Genomic DNA, 25,853 nt, shown 5'->3' on the forward strand with positions numbered 1-25,853 from the left:
CTCGGTGCGACCATTCGGTTCGTGTCCGCTCGGCCGTTACAACGCTGTCACTGGAGCTTCGGTTCACCTCCTTTCCCTTCAAGTTCCGTTTTTTCGCCAGCCTTGTCGACATCACGCCGGGGGTGGAGGAGGCGGCCCGAACGGATCCATGGCGTCGACCTTGGGCGCTTCTTTCGGGCGATGCATGCCTGGCTTGCATCCGGCGAAGGGGCCCTGAGGGTCTCGCAGGGCGGTCATGGCGGTCGTCAGATAGTCACGGTGCCAGGTGGCGGGACCGACCACCGCGGAACCCGGGCCGGTCAGTTCACCCCACGCGAGCCACAGGGAGTGGAGTTGCGCGACCGCTTCGGGGTGCTCCCACCAGCGCCCGCACCAAGGCGCCGTCGACGTGATCTCCCTGCCGTAGACGGGGAGTAGCACGTGGTGCGTCCACAGGGTCAGCTGGCGCAGCGAGTTGGCGTAGGCGGGCCCCTCCAGATAGAGGATGAACTGCGGTGGCGACAGGGGTTTTTCCCGAGGAGCCGCGTCGTCCCCGCCGGCACTGGGTTTCTCGCCGGGAGGTGCGTTGCCTCCGGCTGCTGGGACGTCGGGCTTCTCCGTCTGTGTGGTCGACATGGCACTCCTGCTGTCGTTCGGCGGGGCTTTCGGTGGGGACGAGGTGTCACGCGTCGGGCCGTACCACCCCCAGAATCCGCATCGAGGCCGCCGGGGACTCGTACACGTACCGCCCCGGCCGCGGCGCGGAGATGATGTTCCCTCGCCCGACGTAGATGGCCACATGGCTCGCGTCGGAGAAGTAGATGATCAGGTCCCCCGGGCGCATGTCCACGATCGGGATGTGCTTCAGCTGGGCCCACTGCATCTCCGACGTTCGGGGGATCGTGACGCCCGCAGCCAGCCACGCCTGGCTGGTGAGGCCGGAGCAGTCGTAGGAGTCGGGGCCCTCGGCACCCCAGACGTAGGGCTTGCCGATCTGTCGGCTGGCGAAGGCGATGGCCTTCTTACCGGCGGGCGTCGCCTCGGTGCCGATCTTCTTGAGGATGCCTGTCCTCTCCCACTCGGCCTGGGCCTGTTCCGACCGCTGCTTCTCCAGGTCGGCGAGGCGGGCCCGCTCCTTGGCCGCGAGCGAGGATTCCAGCGCCTTCGCCTCGGTGATGTGCCGCTCGATCGTCGTGCGCTGTGTCGCCATCGTGCGGCGGCTCGCCCGTAGTCGCTTCAGTTCGGCCGCCGCCTCGTCCGTGCGGCGGCGCAGGACGGACTTCGTCGTCTTCAGATCGGTGACGAGGTTCTGTGTCTTCTGCTGGGCCTGGAGCGCCACCACCCCGTTGTTGAGGGCCTGTTCGGGGTCGCCCGCCAGGGCGAACTGGAGCTCGGCGGGCATGCCGCCGCCCCGGTACTGGGCCCTGGCCGCCGCTCCGGCGTAGGAGTTGAGGCGAGTCAGTTTCCCCTCGGCCGTGCGGACCCGGGAGTTGAGTGAGGCGACACGGCTCTGCTGTGCCTTCACCTTGACGTCGGCCGCGTCGTACTTGTCGGTCGCCACCTCCGCCTGGTGGTACAGGCTCTCCAGCTTGTCCTGTACCTCGGTGAGGGTCTGAGGGTCGGCTCGGGCGCCCTGTTGGCTCACCGCCGTCAGGACGCAGGCCAGGGCGACGGCTGCCGCCGCCCGGTGGCTGTGGGTGCGCAGAGGCCGTCTCATCTGAGCCGAAGATCCCTTCGTACGCGTCGGTGAGGATGCCTGACACAACGGGCGCCACCCGTACGGCGGTTCAATGAAGATGGGACGGCGTGAACCCACAGCGCGCGGCGGACGTTGTGCGCGAAGAGGTACGACGGCCGGTGAAGGGGACCGTATGGACGCCAAGTTGCTGCTGTTCGCCTTGTGCACGGGGGTGGGTCTGGGGTTCCTCCTTCTGGCCGTACGGCAGTTGGTGGCCGTGGCGCGGCTGTGGGTGCGGGGAGTGCTCGTGACGGGCACGGTGATCCCGCGCATCGCGGGCGACCGGCGGCGGACCGGGCTGGTGCTGTTCACCGACCACCTGGGACGGCCCGTCATCGTCGACACCGGCGCGTACGGGCCGTTGCGCGGACTGCCGCGGGTCGGCGGGACGGTGCCCGTGTGCTACCCGCGGAACCGGCCCGCGGCGGCCCGGCTCTGGACCCCGCGGTATCTGCTGTCGCCGGCGTTCGGTTGGTTCCTGACATCAACGGTGGTGTTCGTGTGCGGAACCCGGCTGACGCGGTGAGCGGGCGCGAGGCGGCCGGTGCCGGGCGGGTCCGGGACGTCGATGTACTGCGCAGATTTGCCCTCGTCGGCATCCTGTTCCTCAACGCCCAACTGATGGCGGGTCCTCGCACCCCGCTCGGCGTTGGTCCGCACACCTCCGGCGCCTACCGGGCCACCGCCTGGGCGGTGGCCGCACGACCACCCTCTACCAGCGGCTCTCGTTCCCCTTCGGCTACAGATTCGCCCCCCGGCAACGCTCCGCCCGGCAGCCGAACAGCGGGTCCGCCGCGCACCATCTTGGGCGTACGGCAGGGCTGTTCGGCCTCTGGTTCCTGCACGCGGTGCTGCTCTTCAGGGCGACATCCTGATGACGTACGCCGTCCTAGGACTGGAAGGTCGTCGTACGGTGGCTGCCGGTCGGTCTGGCCGATGGTGTGGTCACCGCCTGCTCTGCGCACGGGCCGCTGGACAGCCGCTGGTTCCTGGTCGGACACGCGGTGTCGCCGCTGACCGCGCCCGCGCTGACGGCGTCGTACGCCTGCGGCCTACTCCTGCTGCTCACGGGCGCGCGCCCGGCGGCGGCGCGGGTGCTGGTCGCCTCCGGGCGCATGGTCCTCACCCCGTACCTCTCGCAGTCGCTGGCCCTCGCGTTCGTCCTCACCGGTCACAGCCTCGGGCGACACGACCGGGTCGGCACCGCCGTCGTCCTGGCCGGGTGTGCGCTGCCCCACGGCAGCCAACTCACCCTGGAATCAAGGCTGATGGAGCGAGTGCGGTACGGGCCGGCCGAGCTGGTGCTGCGGACCGTCACGCTCGGACGGCGCCCCGGTCGCTCTCCTTCCCCAGGCTCAGGCCCGGCAGCAGCCGAGCCGCTGCGCGTTCCGTGATCGCCGCCGTCTCCGCCTTCGCCGCCGCCGAGATCTCGGCGGCGCCGGGCTCCTTGTACCAGGGGCGCAGCCGGATCAGGGCCGGTTTGACGCCGGTGGCGAGGAGCAGGGCGGTGCCCTTGGGCAGGGCGCGGATCCGGTCGGGCGGCAGGACGGACTCCTGGCGGTAGGAGTACGAGCGTGAAGTGCCGTCCTTGCTGCGGGAGATGCTCGGGGTCCTCACGTCGTGCTGTCCGACCAGGGTGGAGATCTTCTGCACGAAGTCGGCGTCGTCCAGGCCCGCGCCGAGGAGTTTGACGGTCGCCGCGCTCCACAGCGCGTCCATGCCGACCTCGCCCCACACCCGGGCGCCCTGACGGTAACTCTGGAGCAGGGTCACGACGTTGATGCCGCGCGAGCCGAAGTGGGAGTACAGGTCGGGGAGATCGGAGATGCGGCACACGTTGGCCGCCTCGTCGAGGACCGCGGTCAGCGGCGGGTCGAGCCGGCCGCCCATCCGCTCGGCGGCCACGACACCCGCCCGCATCGTCGCGTCGGCGAGACCCGCGATGACACCGGCCGCCGAACCGCCGCCGTCCTTGGACAGCAGGTAGAGGGTGTCGGTGCCCAGGACGTGCTCGTGCGGGCGGAACTCCGGGAGGTGCGGGTCGGGGGTGACCCACGCGAGGATCTCGGGGTCGAGGAGGCAGGCCGCGGTCTGGCGGGCGGTCTCGTAGATGCCGTCCCGGGTCTCCACCGCGCCGCGCACGGTGCCCTGCAACTGCTCGGCCATCGCGACGAGTCCGACCTCGCGGAGCAGGTCGATGGGGGTGCGGTCGGCGGGATCGGCGAGCCAGGCCAACACTTCGGTCAGCGGGGCCCGGCCGCGGGCGGCGGCCAGGAACAGCGCGGTGAGGGTGTTCTGGGCGGCCGAGATCCAGAAGTCCTTCTTCGCGGTGTCGTCGTTGACGGACGCCACGAAGTGACCGGCCATCCGGCGGGCGCCCTCGATGGTGTGGCACTCGCCGAGGATGTTCCACCACATGGCGCGCGGGGCGTGGGCGATGCCCTGCGGGTCGAACGTCCATACCGTGCCCGCCTTTTCCCGCTGGGCGCGGGTGACGGCGTACACGTCGGACTTGTTCGAGGTCAGCAGGACGGCGCCCTGGGCGCGCAGCACCCGGGGCACGGCGATGCCGGTGGACTTGCCGGCCCGGGGCGCCATCAGGTCGAGCTCCACGTCCTCGTAACTGCTGCGCAGTTCGGGGCCCTTGGGGTCGAGGTCGCCGAGGAGGTTGCCGGTCTCGTCGGGGTGGAGCCTTTCGCGGCCCTTGAGGGTGGGGCGCAGTTCGCGGGCGCGGGCCTCGATGCCCTGGGGGCACATGGCGGCGAGTTCACGCTTCCCGGCGAGGCCCTTGGGTGCCCTGCCGCGGTCCATGAAGAGGTTGATGACGAGGACGACAGAGACGGACACCATCGTCAGCACACCGAACATGCCCGCGTAGGTCACGGCGGCCGGGGCGCCCGGCCACAGCGCGGCCGGCCCGGCGGAGAGCAGGGTGGAGACGGTGGACAGGGCGAACGGCGGGGCGTCCCAGCCGTAGCCGGCGAGACCGGCGCCGAAGGTCCCGCCGGCCCAGACCATGGTGAACGCGAGGATGCCGAACGCGGCCAGCGCGGCGACGGCCCACTGCACCTGGTCACCGGGGTCGGTGCCGCGGGGTCCGCTCACGCCGTCCACCCCCCGGCCGACGCCTCCACGGCGGGGAAGCCCGGGTCGCCGGGGAGGGCGAGGGCGGCCGGGCCGCCCGCGAGTGCCGGCGGCGGCCCTTCCTGGGCGGGCCGCGCGACCTCCCGGGCGATGCGGGCGGCGGCCCGCTCGACGGCCGCCTCGTTGGTCGTCCAGCGGGTGTTGGTGTTGTGCAGTTCGCGTTCGGCGTCGGTGATGGCGACCTTGATCGGGATGCCGGGGCGGCCACCGACCTTGATGAGGAAACGGCCGCGGCCCGGAGGTTCGTCGTCCTCGCCCCGCACGCCCCAGCCGGGCGGCGAGGACCAGGACGACACGAGGTCGATCTCGCGGCGGGAGAGTCCGACGACCTTGCCGAGGTCCTCCATCTCGGTCTTCGGCAGTCCGGCGCAGACGACCATGCCGGCCCGCTCGACGAAGCCGCGCGCCTTGGCGCGGTCGGCGTCGGTGCCGAGGGCCTCGGCGTCCTTGAGGGTGTGGGTGATCTTGGCGTCGCCCAGGCCGAGGGAGCGGTTGAGGCGGGTGAGGGCGTCGATACGGTCGACGATGCCGGAGGCGGCACGCAACGGGCGCCACAGCTCGTCGAGGACGGTGAAGAACCAGCGCCGGGGCGCGAGTCCGGCGTCCGCGAGGGCGTGCGAGGCGGCGACCGCGCCGAGGCCGTCGGACCACGCGGCGAGCATCGCGGCGGCGGTGAGCTGGGTGTCGGCCTCGCCGATGCCGGAGATGTCGATGCACACGGCGGGCGCGTTCGCGTCGATCCGGGTGGACGTCTCGGAGGCGAAGGTGTCGCCGAGCGGGCCGTCGAGAATGCCGAGCAGGGAGCGGTGCAGCGGGTCGACGGCGTCTCGGTAGCGGGTGTCGGACCCTCGGTCCAGAGTGACCGCGCGGACCCGGTCGGGGCCCTCGGTGAGGACCCGCAGCACGTCGGGCAGCAGCACGGCGCGGCCGGGCGGGGTGCGTTCGCGCAGGTGGTGCAGGACGGCGGAGAGCACGGACTGCTCGTGGTCGTCCATGGGCCGGCCGCGCACGATGGTGATGAGGGCAGCGACCATGTTCAGCACCCGGCCGTGGGCCTCCGCCTTCAGGACCTCGCCGGCGTCGCCGCCGATCCTCGCGGCGGCCTCCCCCATGGCGCCCGGGTCCAGGACGTTGATGCCGCCCCGGCCGCGGCCGATGGAGATGACCTGGCCGCCGAGCGCGCGGACGGTGTCGGCGTAGTCGGGCTTGAGGTCGCCGAGGACGAGCGGGACGACACCGGTCGCGGCGAGCCCGATCAGCATCCGGTTGACGAGGGTGGACTTGCCCAGGCCCGGCATGCCGAGCATGAACAGGGAGGGGTTGGAGATGTAGCGGGCCCGGGTGAACCAGTTCAGCGGGTCGCCGCAGACCGTGGCGCCGGTGAACAGGTGCTGGCCGAGCGGCACTCCGGTCATGGGCGAGCCCGAACCCGCGGCGAACGGCCACATGCCGCAGGCCTGCACGGTGGTGGCACGCCACATGGTGGGCGGATCCATGTAGCCGACGCGGCCACCGCCGGCGCCCGGCCACCCGCGGGCCGGGACGTACGGCTGCCGGGGCCTGGCCGGGTCCTTCTCCTTGCCGCCGCGCCCACCGCCGGACTTGGCCTTCGCGGACTTCGCGGCGGTCCCGGCGCCGGGTCCGTCCAGGCCGACCAGTCCCGACCCGCCCGCGGCCAGGTCCCGGAGCGCCTCCTCCTCGACCATCAGGTCGGCCCGCTCGGCCAGCTTCTCTTCGCTACGGCGGCTCACAGCGCCTCCTGGAGTTCGTACGGGACGAGGGTCTGTTCCCACGGAAGGATTCCGGCGGGCAGGGTGCAGCTGAACGCGGCTGCCTGCATCCGGTCGGCGGGACGCATCAGCACCCGGGACGCGGCGGTCAGGTTGCGTACGGTGACACTGGCGTCGGCCAGTTCCTCCACGTTGTCGACGGTGACCGTCAGCATCAGCGAGAACTCCACGAGCCCGGCGCCGGCCGCCTCCTCGGCGGCGGTCTGTTCGGCCGCCCGCACCTCGGAGGCCGCGCGCGCCTGGACCATGCCCTTGCCGGACGTGGCCATGAACTGGGCGCTGCGCCGGTCCGCCTCGACAATCCGGGCCGAGGTGGCGGGGTCGATGGCCCGGTAGACCAGGGCGACCCGCTTACGCCGGGTGCCGGGGGCGGCCTCCAGCATGCCGCGCAGCACCGAGGAGCGGACGGTGCCGCGGGGTGCCAGGGTCAGCATCCAGGTCCGGGACACACCGGAGTCGTGCTGGTAGGCGTTCACGGTCTCGACGGCGGCGGCGGGGCCGGCGTCGTCCCACTCCAGGCCCGTACCGCCGTCCTGGGCGCGGGCGTTGAGGACGTCGGCGGCGACGGCGGGGTCGTAGGCCACCCGGACGACCTCGGCGATCCGCTCGACCGACAGCGGGTAGGCGGCACCGCCGCCGGCCGCGGCGAGCCCGCTGAGCAGGCCGGGGATGCGGATGGCCAGTTCGGTCATCACGTCCTCCTTCCTGCGCCGCTGGCCCGCCGGGTTGCCGTAGGTGAGGGTGACGTAGGTGTGCATCTCGGAAGAGGCGCTCGGGTAGTTGTCGACGACCTCCTCCATCACGGCGCGGGCGGCGGCCGGCGCGTCGGGGTGGATGCGCGGGAGCACCTCGTGGGCGAGCCGGGTGCCAGGGTCGGGGGCGGTCTCCACGATCACGGTGGCGCCCTTCAGACCGGGTTCGTGGGAGAGCCGGGCCAGCCACTCGCCCCACAGCGCGACCCACACGTCGACCTGGTCCGGGTCGATGAGCGAACCACCGTCGGGATCGCAGCCCAGGACGATCGTGTACAGGTCACGCTGCGGGTGGTGCAGGATCCCGAACGGACGGTCGTAGGCGTCACGGCCCTCGCTCGCGGTGACCTTGTTGAGCAGCCCCGGCGGGCGGAACCGGCCGCCGGGCCGCGCTGACAGCGGGCCGGAGACGTAGAGGTGCGAGCCCGCGGCCTTCCGGCGCCACCAGCCGACGCGCAGCGCGAACAGCTGGTAGACGTTGCGGCCGTCCTGGGTGCGGATGGTCAGTGGGATGAGGAAGAGCACGACCGGAACGAACACGACGAGCGCCGCGTACAGCGAGATCAGTGACGCCAGCAGGGTGGCGACGAGACCCCCGAAGATCACGAAGGTGCCGACGAGTCCGAGCGGTCCGAGCCCCGCGCGCCTCGGCCTGCGCCAGTTCCCGTAGGTCGGATGGGAGACGGCTTCCGTGGACATGTGACCGGTTTCCTTTCGTGAAGTGACGTGACGCCGGTACGGCGTGGGTCGCGGGCCGGTGGGGAGACCGCCGGACGCCCTGGGGGAAGGGCGCCCGGCGGCCATACGTCGGGGGAGGCGACACTGGGAGGACGTACGGGCGTACGGCCTGGGTGTCGTCGACTCCCCCGGGCTCATTTGTTGTTGCCGAGGTCTCCGTCGCCGCCCTCGACGGCGCCGGAGACGGTCGAACCGGCGGTCTGGGCCACTGCCACGCCCCCGAGGATCGCGATGGCTGCGGGGCCGCCCAGCGCCGCTCCGGCTTCCTTGCCCGCGCCGCTCGCGGCCTTGCCGGCACCGGCCTTGCTCGCACCGCTCGGACCGGATGCGCCGTCCGCGCCGTCCGCCCCGCCTGCACCACCGGCGCCACCGGTGCTGCTCGCTCCGCTCGGACCCGCTTGTCCGCTGCTGCCGGACATGCTGCTCATGACGGCGACCGTCACGGCCCCGGTCGCCAGCTGGCTGCCCGCCTGGCCCATGGAGGCCATCGGATCGCCGGTGCCCATGGCGGCGGTGGCGGGTACGACGAGCTTCAGCAGCGCGGGGAGTGCGATGGCCGAGAGCAGCATCACTCCGATACCGGCGATACGGGTGTTGACGTTGGCGTTCGAGCTGGTCTTGCCCTCGGTGATCATCGTCATGCCGGCGTTCAGCACGAGAGCGACCGCGGGCTTGTAGAGCAGCCAGGAGATCGTCCAGCCGATGTGCTTGCGCCACCAGCCGGCGCCCCAGTCCGTCATCGAGGCCGCGGCGGCCATCGGAAAGGTGCCGAGCATGATCATCATGACGCCGAGCCGGATGTACATCAGGATCGTGTGCAGGATGCCCGCGAGCAGCAGCAGGAAGGCAAGGATCAGCAGCAGGAAGGACTGGATGCGGCTGTTGTCCCCGCAGGCGCCGACACTGTCGAGCGTGTTCTGGACGGAGTTGTTGAACAGGTAGGTGGAGTAGCTGTCCGCGATCCTGGCGGCGGCCAGGCAGATGGTGGTGGCGGCGCCCGACACGAGTACGACGCGCAGGATGCCTTTCAGAGCGGTGATACCCGCGGTGCCCTTGCGCTCCAGCGCCATCTTGCCGGCCGCGAACAGCAGGGAACCGACGGCCAGATAGACCACGATCCACGACGTCTTGCCACTGAGGTCGTGCGAAGTGGTCGTGTCCTCCAGGGTGGGGACACTGTCGGCCAGCCCCGCGAACACCGCGATCGCGGCGGCGAGGATCGATTTCGCGATCAAACCGATGACGGTCCCGACCGGGTCGCCGAGAAAGCTGAAAAACCCGGTGATCGCGTCCGCGAGCGGATTCCCGTTGTTGCAGGCCGCCACGTCAAACCCCCCACAGCGTGTAGCCGACGGCGCTCTGCTCGGGGGCCAACTGCGAGTACAGACCCCCGCTTCCGTCGGGCTGGATCTTCCAGTCGCCACCGCTCCAGCGCACGGAGACACTCGTCCTGGCAAAGCCTTGGTCGTTCTTGATCAACAGCATGACGGTCGCCGCCTCGCCGGTGTACGAGGTCACCCGGAACCCGGCGTAGGACGACGAGACCGGAGCGCCGTCGGAACTGTCCGTGTCCGGCACGGCGGTGCGCTGGAACACGAACAGCCTGCGTCCCTGCCCGGCGACCACCTGCTGGTCGGTGACGGTGCGCCACTCGGATCCGCTCATCCGGGTGGGGATCACGGTGGCGGCCAGCACGGCGCCCATCGGCGTGTGCGCGAAGCACCACCACACGGCGCCCTGGAACTTCGTCGGACCCGCCGAGGCGGATACCGGTACCCGCCCGATGTCGAGCGTGTACCACGTGATGTCCTTGGGCACGGACGCTGGTATCGCGTCGCCCGCGCTGTCGTCGGTACGGCAGCCGCCGGGGCGGCCGTCCTTCCTGGTCACGGTGCCGGACAGCGGGCCTTTGGACACCGACGCCTCGGCACGGCCTCCCGGGCCCGAGCCGGACGTCAGCGTGCCGATCACGCCGAGGACGACGACCAGCGCGAGGAATACCGCCGACGCCTGCCAACTGCGCTGCTTCCAGTACGGTCCGGACTCCTCGGACCGCTGTTCTCCGCGCTTGAAGATGCCCACCGTCGCGCGCTCTCTAGTTGAAGACGAACTGGACGAGCGGACCGGCGGTGGCCACCAGGACACAGCCGCCGAGCACCATGCCGAGGCGGCTCATGTGCTCCGAACTCTCGCCCCGCTTGACGGAGATGGCCATCATCGCGCCGGTGACCAGCACGCCGCAGACACCGGCCGCGGTGCCGGCCCAGGCGAGGATGCCGAGGACGAGGTTCACCTTGGCGGTCAGGTCACCGGGGGCGTTGCTGGTCGGCTGCGGCACATTGGCGGCGAGGAAGGTGGAGGCTTCGTGGAGCATTGCGGACATGAGGGTTCTCCGAGGAGTCGGCGCCCGGCTCGAGCGGTGGGCGAGAAGGTGAACTGGCGGTGTCGGACGGCCTGTCGGCCTCAGGGACCTTGAAGGGTCAGATCGCCGAGGAACGTGACGAGCGGACCGGCCGTGGTGGCGATCACGCAGGCGAGGGCGACGAGGAAGACACCGCGGAAGTGCTCAGCGCCCTCGCCCGGGTCGCCGCGGCGCAACTGGAGCGCCATCTTTATGCCGACGATGATCAGTCCGGCGACGCCACAGGCAGAGGCGCACCAGCAGAGGGTGTTGATGATCAGGTGACCGTCGTCGCCCGGGTCGTACCCGTCGGCCACGTACCGCCTGACAGACAGGAGTCGACTCACGACACGGCTCCCTCGCCGAAGACGTCGCTGCCCACCAGCCGGGCGAGCGTGACGAGTTGCCGAGGGATGTGACTCATCCGGCTGTCCGTGCGCCACGCCGGGATCCACGGCACGCGGTGCACACGGGCGACGGAGCGCAGGACCCGGATGTGGCGCAGCAGAGTGAGCGGCAGCCGCCCTGGGGCGTCGGCGACGAGCACCACGGACAGCAGTTCGAGTCCCTGCGGGGCCTTGCCGTCCTTGAGCGCGCCGAGGGCCTGGGACACGGACCGCAGTCCGCTCGCGCTGGTCCGGCCGACCAGGGCGATCCGGTACGGCTCGCCCCGCGCGGGCTCCGGCCAGCGGGCGCCCACGTCCACGCCTCCGAGGGCCTCGGCCAGCGAGGTGGCCCCGGAGCCACCGTGTGCCTTGACCCACCCGACGTCCTCGCGCGACCTGCCGCGCGCCGCTGTCCTTGGTCGCCTCGGCCGGCTCCGGTCCTGCTCCGCCGGACGGCCCGAAGTGGTCATGCGCGTAGGGACGTTGGCCTGAGGGACGGAGGTCTGCCGTACGACGGGTGCGACGGGCCGGGGAGCGGCCGGAGTGAGCGGGTTCGGCACCGGCTGTACGACGCTCTGCGCCTGCGCTGCCGGTGCACCCTGCCGCGCGGGTGGGGACGGCAGGCCGCCACCGAGGCCCTGGCGCGGAGAGGATGACGTGCGCCCGGCGGGAGCGGCCGTGTCGCCGTCCGTCGCCGGGTGTGCCGGTTGTGTGGACTTGGGTCCCCGTACCCATGACTGCGGGATCGGTTGTGGCGCCGAAGGAGTGCCCACGATGTTTTTCCCGCCCCCCTCCTGGCTCGTGCTTCCACTGCTCTGACTCATCTGGTTTCCACTGTTTTGAACCTTTTCTACGCCAGGCCCGTTTCGGTCTACCGGGTCGGACGGACAGCACAACGGGCCATGTGGCCACAGCGGTTCAAGACGAGCGGAAGAAGGCGTGGGACGCGGATGGGCGCCAAGGAGAGCGAAGGCGGCGCAGGCTCGAACGCCGTCATGTACGGCGTGGCAGGCGCAGGCGTGGGCGGCTGCGTGATGATCCCGATCGCCGTGGCGGGCGCCGTGCCGTTGATCATCATCTTCGGCGGGCTCGGAGTCCTGTTCGCCCCCCTGATCGCGCTGATCCTTCTTTTCGGAGGAGGCGGCGGCAGCGCCGACGACTACAGCAGCGCCAACGACACCGCAAACCAGATGGTGGGCGTCCTCCAGGGCGACGGGAAGGGCGAGTTGGACACAGCCACCGTCCCCACGGACCTGGTGGACCCCATCCAGAAGGCCGGTGAGCAGTGCGACGCGATCGGCCCGATCGTCATCGCCTCCCAACTGGAGAAGGCGTCCGGCTTCAACTCGACGCTGGTCGGCCCGCACGGCGAGACGGGCATCTCACAGCTGACGCCGGACATCTTCAGCAAGTACGGCAAAGACGACGACGGCAACGGGACGACGCAGGCGACGGACAACAAGGACTCGATCATGGCCCTGAGCCGCTACATGTGCGATCTGGCGAGCCAGGGACAGACATTGCTCGACAACGGCACGGTCGTGAAGACCACCGACCGGAACGGCAACACCACCAACAGCGTCCTGGACCTCTCCCTGGCCGGCTACGCCATCGGGATGGACGCCGTGAAGGCGGCCAAAGGCGTCCCGCAGTCGAACGACGCGCTGAGCTACGTCCTCGCCATCCGTGCCCAGTTCGCCAAATACCAGGGCATCGCAGCCCCGCCCTCGGGCGCCACCCCCGGCGTCACACCCACCACGGCGCCGACAGACACGAACTGACACACCCGCCGCTTGACCGGACCTGCCGTACGAGGAGTACAGACATGGACCTGGACCGCTTCAAGGTGTACGTCTCCGGCGACGGCCTCGCCGAGATCAACGGCGATCCGCTCGTCCCCGCCCCCGGCCAGTCCGTGCACGAGGCCGTACTCGACCAGTTGCACCGGTACGCCGAAGAGTCCGGCGCGGCCGTGGACGCCACGGTCGGCGACGGCCCCGACGCGGCCCACTTCGTCCTCCGGGTGCTGCCGGACGGCTCCAGCCACGTCCTCGCGTATGACTCCGGGGAAACACCGGAACCCGAACCCCGGTCGGCTTCCCGGCCGGAACCCGGGCCGGCCTTCGAGCCGTCCGCCGACGATGTGCCCCCGCCCACCGTCACGGTGACCGCCGTCACCGCCATCGCCACCGCGGTCTCCCGCGCACACGCCACCGCCACCACCACCCGCACCGCCGTGCCGGAGCCCGTCCCTGACGAGGACCTGCTTCCGACCGAGCTCGCCGAACAGATCGGCCACATCAACACGTTGGGGGCCGCGGGCCGGCTCGACGAGGCGTTCGCCCGGGCGACCGCACTGCGCGAACGCCTGACCGGCTCGCTGGGCGCCGAGCATCCGCACGCGGTGGAGGCGCGAGCCATGGAGGCATACCTCGCGCATCTGCGCGGCGACCACCGCGAATCCGTCGTTCTGGCGCTGGCCGTGGCACGGATGCGGTGTGGCGCCGGGGACGAGCGGGCGCCGATGGACGTGGCGCGGGCGGCGGCGGCCTGGCAGCGGCTCGACGACTCCCAGGCCGCCGTGACCCATGGACGCGAACTGCTGCACATGTGGGACATGTTGGGCCGTCGGGGTCCGCTTCCGTCCGGCCACGCCGAACTCGCCGAAGAGGTCCACGGATACGTGACAACGCTGGAGGGGGCGCACATCTGAGGCCTCGTGCGCGCCCACGCGCACTCCGGCGCACTCGCGCTGACCGGCCCGTCAATCACCTCGTACACCAGGCGTCAAACAGACGTGGACCGTCCCCCGGAACACTCCGTTCCCCACGAACACCGCCCGGCCCGCGAACGGCCCGGGCGGTCAACCCGAGGAGCAGGAGCACTTCCATGAACGTGACTGCCATCGGATCGGCAAGCGCGGTCTCGCCCGAGGAACGGGCACTGCGCGACCTCTATCTGGAACACGGGCCGGCCCTCTACTCGTACGTGCTGCGCATGCTGGACTGGGACACGCACCGCGCTGAGGACGTCCTCCAGGAGACGCTGCTGCGCTGCTGGAACAAGGGCAACCTGACCGACGCCGAGGGAATGGCCGTACGCCCCTGGATGTTCCGGGTCGCCCGCAACCTCGTCATCGACGCCCACCGGACCCGGATGGCGCGTCCGTCGGAGATCAGCGGCACCAACTGGCTGGTCGACGTGCACTCCGAGGTGGACGACGTAGAACGGCTGCTGTCGTCCATGGTGCTGCACAAGGCACTGCAGACGCTCACGCCCGCACACCGTGAGGTGCTCTGGGCTACGTTCTTCGCGGACCGCACCACCCAGCAGGTCGCGGAAGACCTGGGGATTCCGCGGGGCACCGTGAAGTCCCGCGTGTACTACGCGCTGCGCAGCCTGCGCCTGGCCCTGCGGGAACACGGAGTAGTGGTGGACGAGCTGCGGGAGGAGAAGCCGGACACGGAGACGGACGTGACTTGCTGATCGACGGCCTTGAATCCATGAAGGCGTCAAGGCCTGTCGGCGCCTCCGCCTCCTAGGCGTCCAGATCACTCAGGACCGCGCTCACGCCCTCGGCGTCCGAGTGGCCCACCTCCTCCAGCAGCGCGAGTGCCGACCGCAGCGCCGCACGAGCCGCGCCCTTGTCGCCGGTGGCGCGGTGGGTATCCGCGAGGTGACGCAGGACGTCGGATTCGAGATAGCGGTCTCCGATCTCAGCGAACAGGCGCGCCGACCGCTCGAACTGCACGATGGCTTCTGGGTACTGGCCGAGGTGGTGATACGCATAGCCGAGGGTGTCCTGCGTCGAAGCCACGCCGTACGGATCATCCATCGTCTCATAGAGGGCCAGACTCTCCCGACAGCAGTTGAGGGCCACCTCGTGGTCACCGATGAGGATGTACGTCCAGGCCACCTGATTGAGTACTCCGGCTTCGCCGTTGCGGTCGGCCTCGGCCCGGAACAGCGCGCGGGCCTGTGCGTAGTGTTCGAGGGCGACGCCGCGTCCGTCCGTCCGGTTGGCGAGATAGGCGAGGGCACGATGGCCCCGGGCCTGACCGAACGGGTTGCCAGCGGAACGGAACAGTTCCAGCGAACGTTCGAGGTACTCCAACGCGGGCTCCGCGTGGTTGAGTTGCGAGTGGGCCACGCCCAGACCGCACAGGGCGTACGCCTGACCGATGGGATCACCGATCTTCCGCGCCGATGCGAGCGCAACGCTGTTGATCTTCAGGAGGTCGTGCCAGAAACCGAGCCGGTTGAAGTAGACGTCCAGGCCCGCGGCGGTGCGCCAGGCGTGTTCGTCAAAGCCGTGTGCGGCGGCGTGTTCGACGATCGCGCTCAGGACGTACCGCTCTGTACGCAGCCAAGTGCTCGCCTGCGCGCGGTCGTTGAACCGACGGGGTTCGCTGCCCGTTGCGCTCGGCGGCAGGTCGATGGTTTCACGGAAAGGATCGAGAACCGAGGAGGCATTGTGGGCGGTTCGCAGGAAGTGGTCGTGCATCCGCAGCAGAGCCGCGCCGCGGCTGCTCTCGCTGTCCTCCGTCTCGGCGAGTTCGCCGGAGTAGGTGCGCAACAGGTCGTGGAAGACGAACCGGCCCGGAGCGTGTTCGATGAGCAGGCTCGCCCCAGTGAGTTCGGTCAGCAGGACACGGACCCGACGGGGTGGCGCGCCTGCCAGCGCGGTCGCCGCGACGGTGGTGATGTCCGGGCCCGGATGCAGGGCGAGACGGCGGAAGAGCCCGGCGGCCTCGGACGACAGGGCCTGGTACGACCAGGAGAACACGGCACGGGCATCAGTGCCGGCGTCGTCCCCGACGAACGCGTCGAGACTGCCGTGGTGGGACCGGAGTTCCTGGGCGACATCGGCGAGCTTGAAGCCGGGATGGTGGGCCGCGCGGGCCGCCACAATGGCCAGGGCCAGCGGAAGTCGGGCGCACAGTTCGGTGATCGCGGCGACGGCCTGCGGTTCAGCGTCGACACGGGTGTCGCCCAGCCGCCGGGACAGCAACTCGTACGATTCCTCGGCGCTCAGCAGACCTGGCGTGAGCGGATGGGCACCGTGCCCGGCGACGAGGCCTCCGAGACGGTTGCGGCTGGTGACGATGACGAGGCTGCCGGGCGTGCCGGGCAGCAACGGCCTTACCTGCTCCGCATCGCGGGCGTTGTCCAGCACGATCAGGACGCGCCGGTCGGCGAGGATACTGCGGTAGAGGGCGGCCTGGGCGTCGAGTCCCTCCGGAACAGCCTGCGGGCCCACGCCGAGCGCCACGAGGAACATCTCGATCGCCGAGCCCGGAAGCAGCCGGGAGCCGTGCGGGTCGAAGCCGCGCAGGTTGACGTAGAGGCTGCCGTCGGGGAATCGGTGGGCGATCCGGTGCGCCCAGTGCACGGCGAGAGTGGTTTTACCGGTCCCCGCCATTCCGTCGATGACCGCGATGACCGCGGCGCTGGGCGGGCCATTTCCCTCGGGCAACAGGGTTGCCAAGTAATCGAGTTCCATGCGACGGCCGATGAACAAGGCGTGATCGGCCGGGAGTTGGGCCGGGTTAACGGCTTTGGCACGCCGGCCGGGCGACGGACCGTCCGGCTCCGGAGAAGGGACGGCCTCGGAGCTGTGCGGAGCACGGGCGTCACCGGTCGGTCCGTGGAAAGTCAGCCGGGCGAGCGCGGGGTCTCCCGCCAGGATCCGGGCGTGTACGGCTCGTAGGGACGGGCCCGGCTCGATGCCCAGCTCGTCGACGAGCACGCGACGCGTGCTCGCGTAGACATCCAACGCCTCGGCCTGCCGCCCGCACTGATACAGGGCGGTCAGCAGCAGCTCGACCACTGCCTCACGCAGCGGATGCGCGTTACGCAGCGCCAGCAGCTCCGGCACCGCCGCCTCGTGCCGATCCAACTCCAACTCCAGGGAAAGCCTCAACTCCAAGGCGCCCAGCTGCCGTTCGGCCAGATCGGTCCGCGCGGACTCGGCGTACGGACCGGGCACGCCCGCCAGTGCCGCACCGTTCCCGGTAGCCGGCACGGTACGCAGCAACCGGACCGCGCCTGCTCCGTCACCGGCGACACGACGGCGCTCGGCCCGCGTCACCGCCTCCTCGAAATCAGCCAGGTCACTGGAGATCGAGTCGGTCCGCAGGGCGTATCCGTCCCCGATGGAGACCAGCAGCCCGGACGGCCGCCCCGGCGTCCGCTCGGGCTCGAACAGCTTGCGGAGGCGTGAAATGTAGGTACGCACCACCGCGACAGCGCCCCGGGGTGGCCGCGCGCCCCACACCCCGTCCACGAGATCGGCCACCCCGATCGCCCGCCCCCGGCTCACCAGCAGCATCGCGAGCACCGCACGCTGCTGAGGGGATCCGAGCGCCAGTTCGTCGGACCCACGCCAGGCACGCAATGGGCCGAGCAGGGAGAACCGGAGGGCCTCTAGACCGCTTTCCTCCACGGTCCAGAACAGTAATGGCCGAGACGCCGAACGTCAGACCGAATCGAAGATTACGGCGAGACGTTCGCATGGACGACGTCACTATGGAAATCCGCCGACCTCCCACCACAGTGCCGACGAAGGAACCGGACTCCATGGCGTCCCGGGTTGTATAGGTACCGGACCGCCGGGCGACAGGAGTGATCACGGGTCCGCCTGCGCAGACATGGGATGTGGCCGGTCCTGTGCTCCTCTCGCGCACGGGAATGACCGGAACTCTGATCGGTAGCTGTCTGACGGGTTTTCTCGCGCTGCGGTCCGAGTACGCCAAGCAACAGGCCCTGCAACAGCAGGAGGAACGTCAGTCGCAGCGGCGCGGCCAGCCATCGAGCCTACGGCGCACGCTCGCCTGGGACCAGGGCCGCGAGCTCTACTACCACGAGCAGATCGAAGGCTCGACGGGATTTCGGATCCACTTCTGCGACCCGCACTCACCCTGGCATCGCGGAACCAACGAAAACACGAACGGGTTACTGAGGGAATACTTCCCCCAGGGCACCAGCCTCGCGCACGACACGGCCAGCGACCTTGCGCAAGTCGAACGACAACGCAACGATCGCCCACGCCGAGTCCTCGCAGTCCGCACCCCAGCCGAGGCCATGAGACGCTGGTCGAGAGAACTCGCCTACCGCTGATGCGCAACGATCAGTGGAAACCTCCCGCGGTCGAGCGGCCGGTTCTGCCATTCGGCCATCTCCACGTTGCTGTTGCTCGTAGGTGCGGGTCGCCACACCGAGGTCCCCTTTCAGCACGGCACACTGCGTGTCCTCTGGTCTCATCGGGCCAGGGCGCTCCCCTCCCGGGCCAGGGCGCCCCTCTCCGTCCTTGCCCACGTTCTCCCCGGAACACACGATCTGCGTCGACGCTGTGAGGGCACTCACGGGGTCGTTCAGTCCCCACAGCGCCGGCACCACGAAGAACGCCAGGAGAGCGATCCTGTACTTCACACAACTCCCATGATGCGACGTGCGATCGTGATGGCGTGCCGGGTGGTTCCCACCGCGATTTCGACGACAGTGAATGCGTGGCGTAGGCGGTGTGTCGCCGTCAGTCGCCCACCGAGCCTCCGAACAGGGCCCCGGTGGCGGGCAGGCCCATGGTGGACGAGCCGAACGAGAAGGAACCGCTCGCGGTGATCCCGCCGGAGGCGGCCGAGAAGACCCACGCGGCACCGTTGTTCGCGTTCTCCGACCAGTCGCCGACGACGAGACCGTCCTTCTTGTCGCCGTTGGCGTCGACGAGGGCGGTCTCGCCGCCGAAACGGTCCAGCTTCTCCGCGGTGCCAGGTACCCCGGCGGTGTTCTGACTGAACGACTTGATATCGGTGGTGGTCAGACCGTTCGCGCTGCCGCGCAGCACGAGCACGGTGCCGGCGTCGGTGAGGCCGTCGAAGTCCTCGCCGGGCAGGCCGGTTGCCACGTCGGGGTAGCCGTCGCCGTTGGTGTCGCCGATCGACAGGCCCGCGCCCATGCCGTCACCCCACTCCCCCACTCCCGGTACGCCTGCGGTGTCCTGGTTGATCCACACCGGCTTGCGGGTGGTGGACACGCCGTTCCGGCCGCCGTAGACGACGGCGATGGCACCGCCCTTGACCGGGAGGCCGATGTCGTAGTCGGTGCCGTCGACCGAGTGGCCGGCGACGATGTCAGCGTGACCGTCTTTGTCGAGGTCACCGATCGCGACATCATCGCCGCGGATGAGCCGGCCCTGGGAGTCCTTGAGAAGGCCCTTGTAGGTGAACCCGGAAGGACCGCCCGTCAGAAGGGCGACCCCACCGGTACCGGCCTCGGCGTCCTGCTGCCTGACGCTGACGGCCAGATCGGCAACGCCGTCGCCGGTCACGTCACCGGCGGCCATCGCGATGGCGTACCACTCCTCGCCGGGGAACAGGGTGAACCGGGTCGTCCTCGCGCTGCTGCCGTCGCGCTTGAACGGGCCGTGCAGCACGGAGCCGTCGCCCGGCGCGTTCTCATCGCCGTAGTCGTCACCCCACGCCGCCACGTCAGGATTCCTGTCCCCGTCGACATCGGCGACCACGAAGACGCCGCGGGAGCTCGCCGGCACGTTCCCCAGCAGGGTCGGCGTGGCAGACAGCCCCTTGGAACCACCCCAGTTGACGGCCAGGAAACGTCCGTCGTAACCGCTGATCGGAGACATGTCCACAAGCGACAGCAGGTCAGCGTAGCCGTCCCGGTCGAGGTCGCCGCTCTGCAGGTTGCTGCCGTAGCCCGTCTGTTGCGGCGCCGTCGACCGGCTCGCCCAGGTCAGCGTCTGCTTGCGCGAGGTCGACAGCCCGCCGGACGAGCCGTACAGCACGCTGACGGCCCCCGCCTTCGCCTGCCCGTTCAACGGGGTGCCCGGCGCGCCGATCGCCAGATCGGGGTAGCCGTCGCCGTTGAAGTCGTCGTGCAGGCGCTTGGTGCTGGGCGTGGTGACGGTCGTCGCCGTGGTCGTCGCGGCCGGGGTGGCGGCGTTGACGACGGGCGCCAGCACGGCACCGCTGACCAGGGCGATTCCACTGGCGACGACAAGCCGCCTGCGACGCCGAGGAAGGGAACGGGAAGTCATGGTTGTCCTGACGTAGGCGGAGAACAAGGTGCGGGAACGCGTCGCCGAGCCAGGCCACTCTCCCGACCGTGCTGAGAGCGCGGACGTCGAAGTGGGCGAAACCCTTGGCCACGAAACCGGCGAACTCAGAGCGGAACACTTTACGGCTCCGGCGTACCCGTTCTCACACCGCCCAGTACGACTCACTGGAGTGGCGGTTGGTTGCGCTGAGGTTTACCGCAACTTTCCCAGCCGTTAGGCGAGTTGGTGCATGACAGCGGTTCGGCAGGGGTGGCTGATCAGGTGTTCGGGCAGGCGCCGACATGTTCGGTGAGGTAGACGTACTGCCGGGGCTCTTGGTCGCCGAGGCTGCTGCGGTCAGGACCGCGGGGTAAGTCAGGCGGGTTCCGGGGTGGACGAGCGTGCAGTGCTCACTCCTCGGAGGCGCCGTATCGACGGCACGGTCCGTTGGCGGTGTAATCGTGCTCGACGAAGGTCTCCCTCCCATCCGGGAGGCGGTGGTCGGTCAACTCGGGATGGTGGTGCTTCAGCCTGCCGACCGGCGGCGTGTAGTTCACGTACTCCATGGTGGGTACCCTCGCTTCCCGGTGGCGCTGGGGTCATGGTGGTAGGTCAGATCATGACCGGCTGTGAGCCGGAGCTGCCCGGCGTTCCAGGCAACCACGTCCCAGTCCCACCAGGATCCTTCAGGAAGCTGAATGCCCGCACGCGAAGATCATGCTCGCCGCCGCCCGCGCGACCGCATCACCATTGCCAGAATCGCCCCGACGCCGCTGAGAACATCCTGTTCGCCGGTCCCCCGTCACGGTTCGGAGCCGACTCAAGGTTGTGTGGACCGAGTTGATGCACCACCTTCGAACCGCCAGGCTGCCAGCCGGAAACGGCCGTACCGAATGCGTACGAGATCCATCTCCAGCGGGCGCGCCTGGCGGAGCGAGCTATCAGCGCACGTCGACGTAGTCACCCGCGGCGTTGACTGCCGGTGTGGTGGACGTGCCCGCGAAGGACCAGCGCCAGTAGCCGTCGGCCGCTGCCGTGACCTTCGTCGACAGGTTGCCTGTCGAGTTGGTGTTGACCGTCTTGACGGTCTTGTAGGTCGTGGTACCCGCCTTGCGGAACTGCAGCTTCACGGGCTGGTTGGTGTAACCGGCGTAGACGCGCTTGTCCCAGTTGGCACGGGCCAGCTTGCCCGTGACGGTGATCGGCTTGCCCTTGGACACTGGCTCCGGCGCAGCGTTGACGCTGAGCGTGGAGCGCCGCAGGACCGAGTGCTTGGTGGCGCCGCCGTTGTTGTAGAAGTCGCCGTCCTTGGACTGCAGTTGAACGGTCACGTCCCACTTGCCCGCGAGGGCGTTGCGGGGCACACCCCAGCCGGAGTCGAGCTTGAAGGTGAGCGTGCAGGTGGAGGTGGTGGCGTTCACCGCGGTGCACTTCGGGGTCCCGTGGTACGACCAGTAGTCGTTGCCGACCTCCCGGTCGATCCCGAGGAATGCGAGATCCTTACTGATCCCCGAATCGTCCGAGGCAGTCACCGAGATGGTGAACGACTCGGTCTGGGACGTGCCAAGAACGATGGGCTTGCCACCGTTCACGGACAGCTTCTGGATGATGACGCCGGTCTCCGTCGCATGGGCGACCGGAGCGGAGACTGCGGAAGCGGAAAGCGCCAGGGCGCCGGTGAAGACGGCACCTACTGATCTTATGAGCATGGATCCCCAATTACTGATCTCTTCGGAGTGTTGTCGTGGAGCGTGACGGCGGATGATCCCTGCGGTACGCCGATGGAATGCGGTATGCGCAGGGTGGCGGGTTGACCGCCGAGGGGCAGCAGGCTCGGGAGCGGATCCGTTTCGAGGCTGGTGAGCGGTTCGCGCGGGGCGAGAAGAACGTGGTCATCGCGAAGGATTTGCGGGTCAGTGCGCGGTCGGTGGAGCGCTGGAGGCGTGTCTGGCGGGCGGGCGGTATGGATGCGCTGGCGTCGTCGGGTCCTGCAAAGATGCCGACAGTGTCCGATGAGCGGTTCGCCGAGCTGGAGCGGGAGTTGGCACGGGGGCCGGCCGAGCACGGCTGGGAGGACCAGCGCTGGACGCTGGCCAGGATCCGGGCGTTGATCTGGCGGAAGTTCGAGCTGGACTGCTCCTCGGCAGCGGTATGGCGGCTACTGCACCGGCACGGCTGGTCCTGGCAGTCGCCCGCTCGCCGGGCGCTGGAGCGGGACGAGGACGCGGTGGGGTTGTGGAAGAGGGAGGTCTGGCCGCACGTGGAATGACTGCGGCGGCGCTCGGGGCCTATGTGGTGTTCGAGGACGAGGCAGGGTTCTCGATGACACCGTCCGTCGCCCGCACCTGGAGCCGGCGGGGACACACGCCGGTCGTGCGGGTGCGAGGACGCTCTTGGCGCCGTTTCTCGATCGCCGCCCTGTGCTGCTACAAGCCCGGCGAGACATCGCGGCTGATCTACCGTCCCTACCGTCACCGCAAGCATCCCGGCCAAGAACGGAAGAGCTTCGCCTGGACCGACTACCGCGACCTGATCGTGCGCGCCCACCTGCAGCTCGGCGCCCCGATCGTCCTGATCTGGGACAACCTCAACACCCACCGGACCGCCGGGATGCGCCAGTACGCTGTCGAACACGACTGGCTCACCATCGTGCAACTTCCCTCCTACGCACCAGATCTGAACCCGGTGGAAAGCGTGTGGTCACTGCTGCGGCGCGGCCCCCTGGCTAACGTCGCATTCACTGATCACGAACACCTCGAGCGCGTCTTACGCCGCGGACTCCGTCGCATCCAGCGTCACCCCGAGCTCATCGACGGCTGCCTCGCGAGCACCGGCTTCAGCCTCACCCACAGCCCGACAACACCCCGAACAGATCAGTAGTTAGGGCCTGCCGCGGCCGTGAATCCCCCCGGCCGCAGGCATGGCAGGTCGGCTGAGGATATGACACCCGCAGCACCTCGTCAGGCATGGGTGAGCGATAACCCGGGCTACACCGTCGCTGCTGAACCATCCATCCTCTCAAGAAGGCCCAGATGTCCGCCGACCCGGCCTGCTGAACCTTCCTTCAACCGCCGCTCCCTCCACAGGCGCAGACGTGTGGGCTGCGAGTTCGATGGTGCGGTGACCGTCCCCCGCGGTCGGCGCGCTCCGCGCCCAGGCGCAAGCGGCCAGTTCACCTACCTGGCCAAGCAGCGCGCTGCCGCGCCGCGCACGCCGTCACGATGCGTGGGGAAGCAGGCCAGGCGCACCGTCTACTTCACGGCGACATAATCTCCGGACGAGGACTTCGCTCCGGAGGTGGAGTTCCCGAAGTACGTCCAGCGCCAGGTCCCCGACTTGGTGACCTTCACCGTGGTCTTGAGTGACCCGGTGCTGCTCGACGTCGTCTTCTTGACGGTCGTGTACGAGGAGACGCCCGACGCCTTGAACTGCAGGCTCGTCGTTCCCATCTGCAAGCCCGTCCTCTCCCCCACGGCCCGCACCGGACGTGTGGGCGCACCGGCCGGAGGATCATCCTCAGCGGCCAACTGTCCGGCAGGGGAGGGCTGCAGGCAGTTGTATGCGGTGCGGCAATGATCTGATCACCACAGGATCGCCCCGACCCGGCTGGTGGAGCGTGCTGACGGCAGAGATCGCTGCGCCGTCGCCGGCTCGGGCACGATCGAGGCCAAGACCGCCACGGTGCGGACGCCGTCCGCGCTCCTGGGCGCCTGGGGCGTGTGTCGGAAGTGCTCTAGGTTGACTGACGTGAGTGGGCGGGAGCGGAGTTATCGATATGTCGGGCCGGTCGAGCTGAAGGCTGCGGTCCGGCATGGCGACGGCGGTCGTCGGATCGGTTCGGCGGCTGACTTCGGTGGCTGGATCGTGGAGCAATCGGCGGTGGAGCTGGTCGAGCCGTTCACCTTCGTGGTCGGTATGGACGGTGTGCTTCGGCTGGCGCCGCGGCGAAGCGAGCACGTGGCCTGTGCCGGCGGAGACGTGGTTCTGAGTGCCGGCGAGATCAGCTTCGTACGCGAGGCGGACCGGTGGACCGTGAGCGAGGTCAGCAACCAGTCCACCGGCTATTGCCCGGATGTGGCCTCCTGGGTGGAGGTGGCCCGCGCTCTGGACGCGGTAGGGATCCGGCGGCCCTCCGGCTTCACCCACGAGGTGGTGTTCCGGCGGTGCCCCGACTGCCAGGAGCACAACATCGTGCGCGAGGACGACTTCGTCTGCGTCTTCTGCGGCAGCGATCTTCCCGCGGTATGGAACGTGGATCCCACCGCGTGACGGTCGAGGGTCATAGCCACTCGTTGATGGCAGCGACGAGGACGGTCGCCTCGTAGCGAACGGCGAGCCTTTCGAAGCGCGTGGCGACAGCGCGGTGTCCTTTGACGGCAACTGCCTCGGCGACCATGCGCTCCTTGCTTCCAAAGTAGTGGAGGAGCATGCGATCGCTGGTCCCAAGGCCCCGGGCGGGCAGGCGGAGGGACGGACCCGCCACACCGTTGCGGATCATGTATTCACGGACCCTGACCAGCAGGTCACGCCGTTTGGCCGAGTCAGTCGGGCGCGGCATCACAACTCCCGGCTGTCATCGCATGAGTCAAAAAATGGACCTACCCACCGCATCGCGGGCGCCCGTCACCACGTTGGCGTCAGGGCGCTGCGCGAGTCCACGAATTGTCAGGCCCGCTACGGCTTGCGGGCGATGATGGCGGCGTTCGCCCCGGCCGCGACGAGCGGCACGGTGGTGGTGTCGGTGAATCCCGCACCGGTCAGCCAGTCGGTGTATTCGCCGTGGGTGTAGTTGTGGCCGGATCGGGTCTCGATCAGCATGTTCAGGCCCATCAGCGCGGCAGGAGCCGGTCCGGTCTCGTCGTCGTCGAGGACGAGTTCGCAGATGATGACCGCACCGCCCGGCGGCAGGGCCGCGTGGCATTTGGCGAGGAGGGCGCGGCCGGTGGCCTCGTCCCAGTCGTGCAGGATCATGCTGAGCAGGATCACGTCGTGGCCTGTCGGGAGGGCCGGGTCGGTGAGGAAGTCGCCGTCGTGCGTGGCGACAGCGTGACTGAGGCCGCTGGTGGCGATCTTCTCGCGGGCCATCGCAGTGATGCGTGGGAGGTCCAGGACGGTTGCTTTGAGGTGCGAATGGCGGCGGCACAGGCCGATCGGGAAAGCGCCTGTGCCGCCGCCCACGTCGAGGAGACGCTGGTGCGGCGTGAAGTCGTGGGCGTCGGCGAGGGCGTCGGCGGTGAAGGAGGAGAGTGTGAACATCGCGCCCCAGAAGTCCTCGAGGATCGCGGGGTCTGCCGTGACGAAGGCGGACGCCTGGGTGTCGGGGTCCCAGGTGGTGGGGCGGTTGGTGCGCAGGGCTGCCTGAAGCTGGTGCCAGGCGGGATAGGCGTGCCGGTCGGAGTATCGGACGAATCCGCCGAACCAGTGCGGGCGGCCCTCGACGAGGAAGTGCTCCGCCGTGTCGCTGTTGCGGTAGCGGTCGTTCTCGCGCACCAGTAGGCCGAGAGAGGTGCAGCTCGCCAGGAGCATGCGGGCCGGCCGGGCGTCGAGATCCAGGGCCGCGGTCAGTTCGGGGCCGCTGGCGTCGCGAAGCCCGGACAGGGTGGTGAACAGGCCGAGGTCGACAGCGGCGGCCAGCGCTTTGAACCGCCAGAACCCGGTGGTGAGTTCCATCAGCGGGATGGGGGTGGGTACGGGTGTGGTGGCGGACGGGGCGGGGCCGGGCACCAGGGGCGTGGTCGACATCGTGGTTTCCGATCAAGGAAGGGGGTGGATCAAAGCACTCCGTGCGACCACTTACAGTAGTGCCGTCAATGCGTAACGTAACACTCTGTTGTGGGAGATTCCGTGCCTCAAGGTACAAAATTTGACGAGTC

The 25,853-nt window shown here is 69.5% G+C and carries 23 protein-coding genes and 2 pseudogenes; 8 read left to right on the forward strand and 17 right to left on the reverse strand.

The window, feature by feature from the left end; genetic code table 11:
* Window positions 1-111 precede the first annotated feature (111 nt).
* Together GFH48_RS00200 and GFH48_RS00205 are read right to left on the reverse strand one after the other, a co-directional pair.
* On the reverse strand, window positions 112-615 hold the full coding sequence (locus GFH48_RS00200; RefSeq protein WP_153286271.1) for a DUF4913 domain-containing protein: 504 nt from the start codon (window positions 613-615) through the stop codon (window positions 112-114).
* Between the two features lie 46 nt (window positions 616-661).
* Window positions 662-1,696: a C40 family peptidase gene (locus tag GFH48_RS00205; RefSeq protein WP_153286272.1), complete on the reverse strand. Its 1,035-nt coding sequence runs from the start codon at window positions 1,694-1,696 to the stop codon at window positions 662-664.
* Window positions 1,697-1,850: 154 nt separating this feature from the next.
* Between GFH48_RS00205 and GFH48_RS00210 the strand changes: the two genes are divergently transcribed.
* Together GFH48_RS00210 and GFH48_RS38820 are read left to right on the forward strand one after the other, a co-directional pair.
* Complete coding sequence (locus GFH48_RS00210) at window positions 1,851-2,243, forward strand: hypothetical protein (RefSeq protein ID WP_153286273.1); 393 nt, start codon at window positions 1,851-1,853, stop codon at window positions 2,241-2,243.
* Window positions 2,244-2,658: 415 nt separating this feature from the next.
* Entirely contained in the window at window positions 2,659-3,111 is a 453-nt protein-coding gene (locus tag GFH48_RS38820) for a DUF418 domain-containing protein (RefSeq protein WP_265590160.1), read from the forward strand.
* Here the strand turns inward: GFH48_RS38820 and GFH48_RS00220 are convergent.
* The 8 genes from GFH48_RS00220 to GFH48_RS00255 form a co-directional block, all read right to left on the reverse strand.
* Window positions 3,032-4,831 (reverse strand): type IV secretory system conjugative DNA transfer family protein, encoded by a 1,800-nt coding sequence (locus tag GFH48_RS00220; protein WP_153286274.1) that lies wholly within the window; start codon window positions 4,829-4,831, stop codon window positions 3,032-3,034. The genes GFH48_RS38820 and GFH48_RS00220 overlap by 80 nt on opposite strands.
* A complete protein-coding gene (locus GFH48_RS00225) occupies window positions 4,819-6,342 on the reverse strand; it encodes an ATP/GTP-binding protein (RefSeq protein ID WP_407698691.1) in 1,524 nt (507 codons plus the stop codon). Before GFH48_RS00225 ends, GFH48_RS00220 begins: the two co-directional genes overlap by 13 nt.
* Window positions 6,343-6,608: 266 nt before the next feature.
* Window positions 6,609-8,102, reverse strand: a complete 1,494-nt coding sequence (locus GFH48_RS00230) for an SCO6880 family protein (protein WP_153286276.1) — start codon at window positions 8,100-8,102, stop codon at window positions 6,609-6,611.
* A 173-nt stretch (window positions 8,103-8,275) separates the two neighbouring features.
* Window positions 8,276-9,466: a hypothetical protein gene (locus GFH48_RS00235; protein ID WP_153286277.1), complete on the reverse strand. Its 1,191-nt coding sequence runs from the start codon at window positions 9,464-9,466 to the stop codon at window positions 8,276-8,278.
* A gap of 1 nt (window position 9,467) precedes the next feature.
* Window positions 9,468-10,223, reverse strand: a complete 756-nt coding sequence (locus GFH48_RS00240) for a hypothetical protein (RefSeq protein ID WP_153286278.1) — start codon at window positions 10,221-10,223, stop codon at window positions 9,468-9,470.
* 13 nt (window positions 10,224-10,236) lie between these two features.
* Complete coding sequence (locus GFH48_RS00245; RefSeq protein ID WP_153286279.1) at window positions 10,237-10,524, reverse strand: hypothetical protein; 288 nt, start codon at window positions 10,522-10,524, stop codon at window positions 10,237-10,239.
* 80 nt (window positions 10,525-10,604) lie between these two features.
* Window positions 10,605-10,889, reverse strand: coding sequence for a hypothetical protein (locus GFH48_RS00250; RefSeq protein ID WP_153286280.1), 285 nt, complete (start codon window positions 10,887-10,889; stop codon window positions 10,605-10,607).
* Complete coding sequence (locus GFH48_RS00255) at window positions 10,886-11,398, reverse strand: hypothetical protein (RefSeq protein WP_228120193.1); 513 nt, start codon at window positions 11,396-11,398, stop codon at window positions 10,886-10,888. The genes GFH48_RS00250 and GFH48_RS00255 overlap by 4 nt, the downstream gene beginning before the upstream one ends.
* A gap of 480 nt (window positions 11,399-11,878) precedes the next feature.
* Here GFH48_RS00255 and GFH48_RS00260 point away from each other — a divergent pair, with 480 nt between their 5' ends.
* The 3 genes from GFH48_RS00260 to GFH48_RS00270 all read left to right on the forward strand — a co-directional run bounded on the left by GFH48_RS00260 (window position 11,879) and on the right by GFH48_RS00270 (window position 14,414).
* Window positions 11,879-12,709: a lysozyme family protein gene (locus GFH48_RS00260; RefSeq protein ID WP_153286281.1), complete on the forward strand. Its 831-nt coding sequence runs from the start codon at window positions 11,879-11,881 to the stop codon at window positions 12,707-12,709.
* Window positions 12,710-12,753: 44 nt separating this feature from the next.
* Window positions 12,754-13,641 carry a hypothetical protein gene (locus GFH48_RS00265; protein ID WP_153286282.1) on the forward strand — a complete coding sequence of 296 codons (888 nt, stop codon included), beginning with the start codon at window positions 12,754-12,756 and terminating at the stop codon, window positions 13,639-13,641.
* A gap of 176 nt (window positions 13,642-13,817) precedes the next feature.
* Window positions 13,818-14,414 carry a sigma-70 family RNA polymerase sigma factor gene (locus tag GFH48_RS00270; protein WP_153286283.1) on the forward strand — a complete coding sequence of 199 codons (597 nt, stop codon included), beginning with the start codon at window positions 13,818-13,820 and terminating at the stop codon, window positions 14,412-14,414.
* 52 nt (window positions 14,415-14,466) lie between these two features.
* On the opposite strand, the gene GFH48_RS00275 is transcribed toward GFH48_RS00270, so the two are convergent.
* Window positions 14,467-17,373, reverse strand: coding sequence for an AfsR/SARP family transcriptional regulator (locus GFH48_RS00275; RefSeq protein ID WP_153286284.1), 2,907 nt, complete (start codon window positions 17,371-17,373; stop codon window positions 14,467-14,469).
* Between the two features lie 245 nt (window positions 17,374-17,618).
* On the opposite strand from GFH48_RS00275, the gene GFH48_RS00280 reads away from it, so the two are divergent.
* Window positions 17,619-18,047, forward strand: coding sequence for an IS30 family transposase (locus GFH48_RS00280; RefSeq protein ID WP_265590161.1), 429 nt, complete (start codon window positions 17,619-17,621; stop codon window positions 18,045-18,047).
* A gap of 412 nt (window positions 18,048-18,459) precedes the next feature.
* On the opposite strand, the gene GFH48_RS00285 is transcribed toward GFH48_RS00280, so the two are convergent.
* The 3 genes from GFH48_RS00285 to GFH48_RS00295 form a co-directional block, all read right to left on the reverse strand.
* A complete protein-coding gene (locus GFH48_RS00285) occupies window positions 18,460-19,980 on the reverse strand; it encodes an integrin alpha (RefSeq protein WP_153286285.1) in 1,521 nt (506 codons plus the stop codon).
* 410 nt (window positions 19,981-20,390) lie between these two features.
* Window positions 20,391-20,546, reverse strand: a complete 156-nt coding sequence (locus GFH48_RS00290; RefSeq protein ID WP_153286286.1) for a hypothetical protein — start codon at window positions 20,544-20,546, stop codon at window positions 20,391-20,393.
* A 375-nt stretch (window positions 20,547-20,921) separates the two neighbouring features.
* Window positions 20,922-21,689 (reverse strand): hypothetical protein, encoded by a 768-nt coding sequence (locus tag GFH48_RS00295; protein WP_153286287.1) that lies wholly within the window; start codon window positions 21,687-21,689, stop codon window positions 20,922-20,924.
* 77 nt (window positions 21,690-21,766) lie between these two features.
* On the opposite strand from GFH48_RS00295, the gene GFH48_RS40260 reads away from it, so the two are divergent.
* Window positions 21,767-22,860, forward strand: a protein-coding gene (locus GFH48_RS40260) for an IS630 family transposase (RefSeq protein WP_456114881.1) whose coding sequence is annotated in 2 segments (ribosomal slippage) — window positions 21,767-22,231 and window positions 22,234-22,860 — 1,092 coding nt in all. Because the reading frame shifts where the segments join, the coding sequence is not laid out codon by codon here.
* Between the two features lie 371 nt (window positions 22,861-23,231).
* On the opposite strand, the pseudogene GFH48_RS00310 reads toward GFH48_RS40260, so the two are convergent.
* Window positions 23,232-23,423 (reverse strand): annotated as a pseudogene (locus tag GFH48_RS00310) (hypothetical protein); the annotation flags it as partial.
* 304 nt (window positions 23,424-23,727) lie between these two features.
* On the opposite strand from GFH48_RS00310, the gene GFH48_RS00315 reads away from it, so the two are divergent.
* The gene (locus GFH48_RS00315; RefSeq protein ID WP_153286290.1) at window positions 23,728-24,249 is read left to right on the forward strand and encodes a hypothetical protein; all 522 of its coding nucleotides are present in this window, start codon (window positions 23,728-23,730) and stop codon (window positions 24,247-24,249) included.
* 10 nt (window positions 24,250-24,259) lie between these two features.
* Here GFH48_RS00315 and GFH48_RS40265 read toward each other — a convergent pair.
* Together GFH48_RS40265 and GFH48_RS00325 are read right to left on the reverse strand one after the other, a co-directional pair.
* Window positions 24,260-24,355 (reverse strand): annotated as a pseudogene (locus tag GFH48_RS40265) (IS5 family transposase); the annotation flags it as partial.
* Between the two features lie 299 nt (window positions 24,356-24,654).
* Complete coding sequence (locus GFH48_RS00325) at window positions 24,655-25,722, reverse strand: methyltransferase (protein ID WP_153286292.1); 1,068 nt, start codon at window positions 25,720-25,722, stop codon at window positions 24,655-24,657.
* Window positions 25,723-25,853: the final 131 nt, after the last annotated feature.

The sequence above is a fragment of the Streptomyces fagopyri genome (genome assembly GCF_009498275.1).
In the GTDB taxonomy this organism is placed as follows: domain Bacteria; phylum Actinomycetota; class Actinomycetes; order Streptomycetales; family Streptomycetaceae; genus Streptomyces; species Streptomyces fagopyri.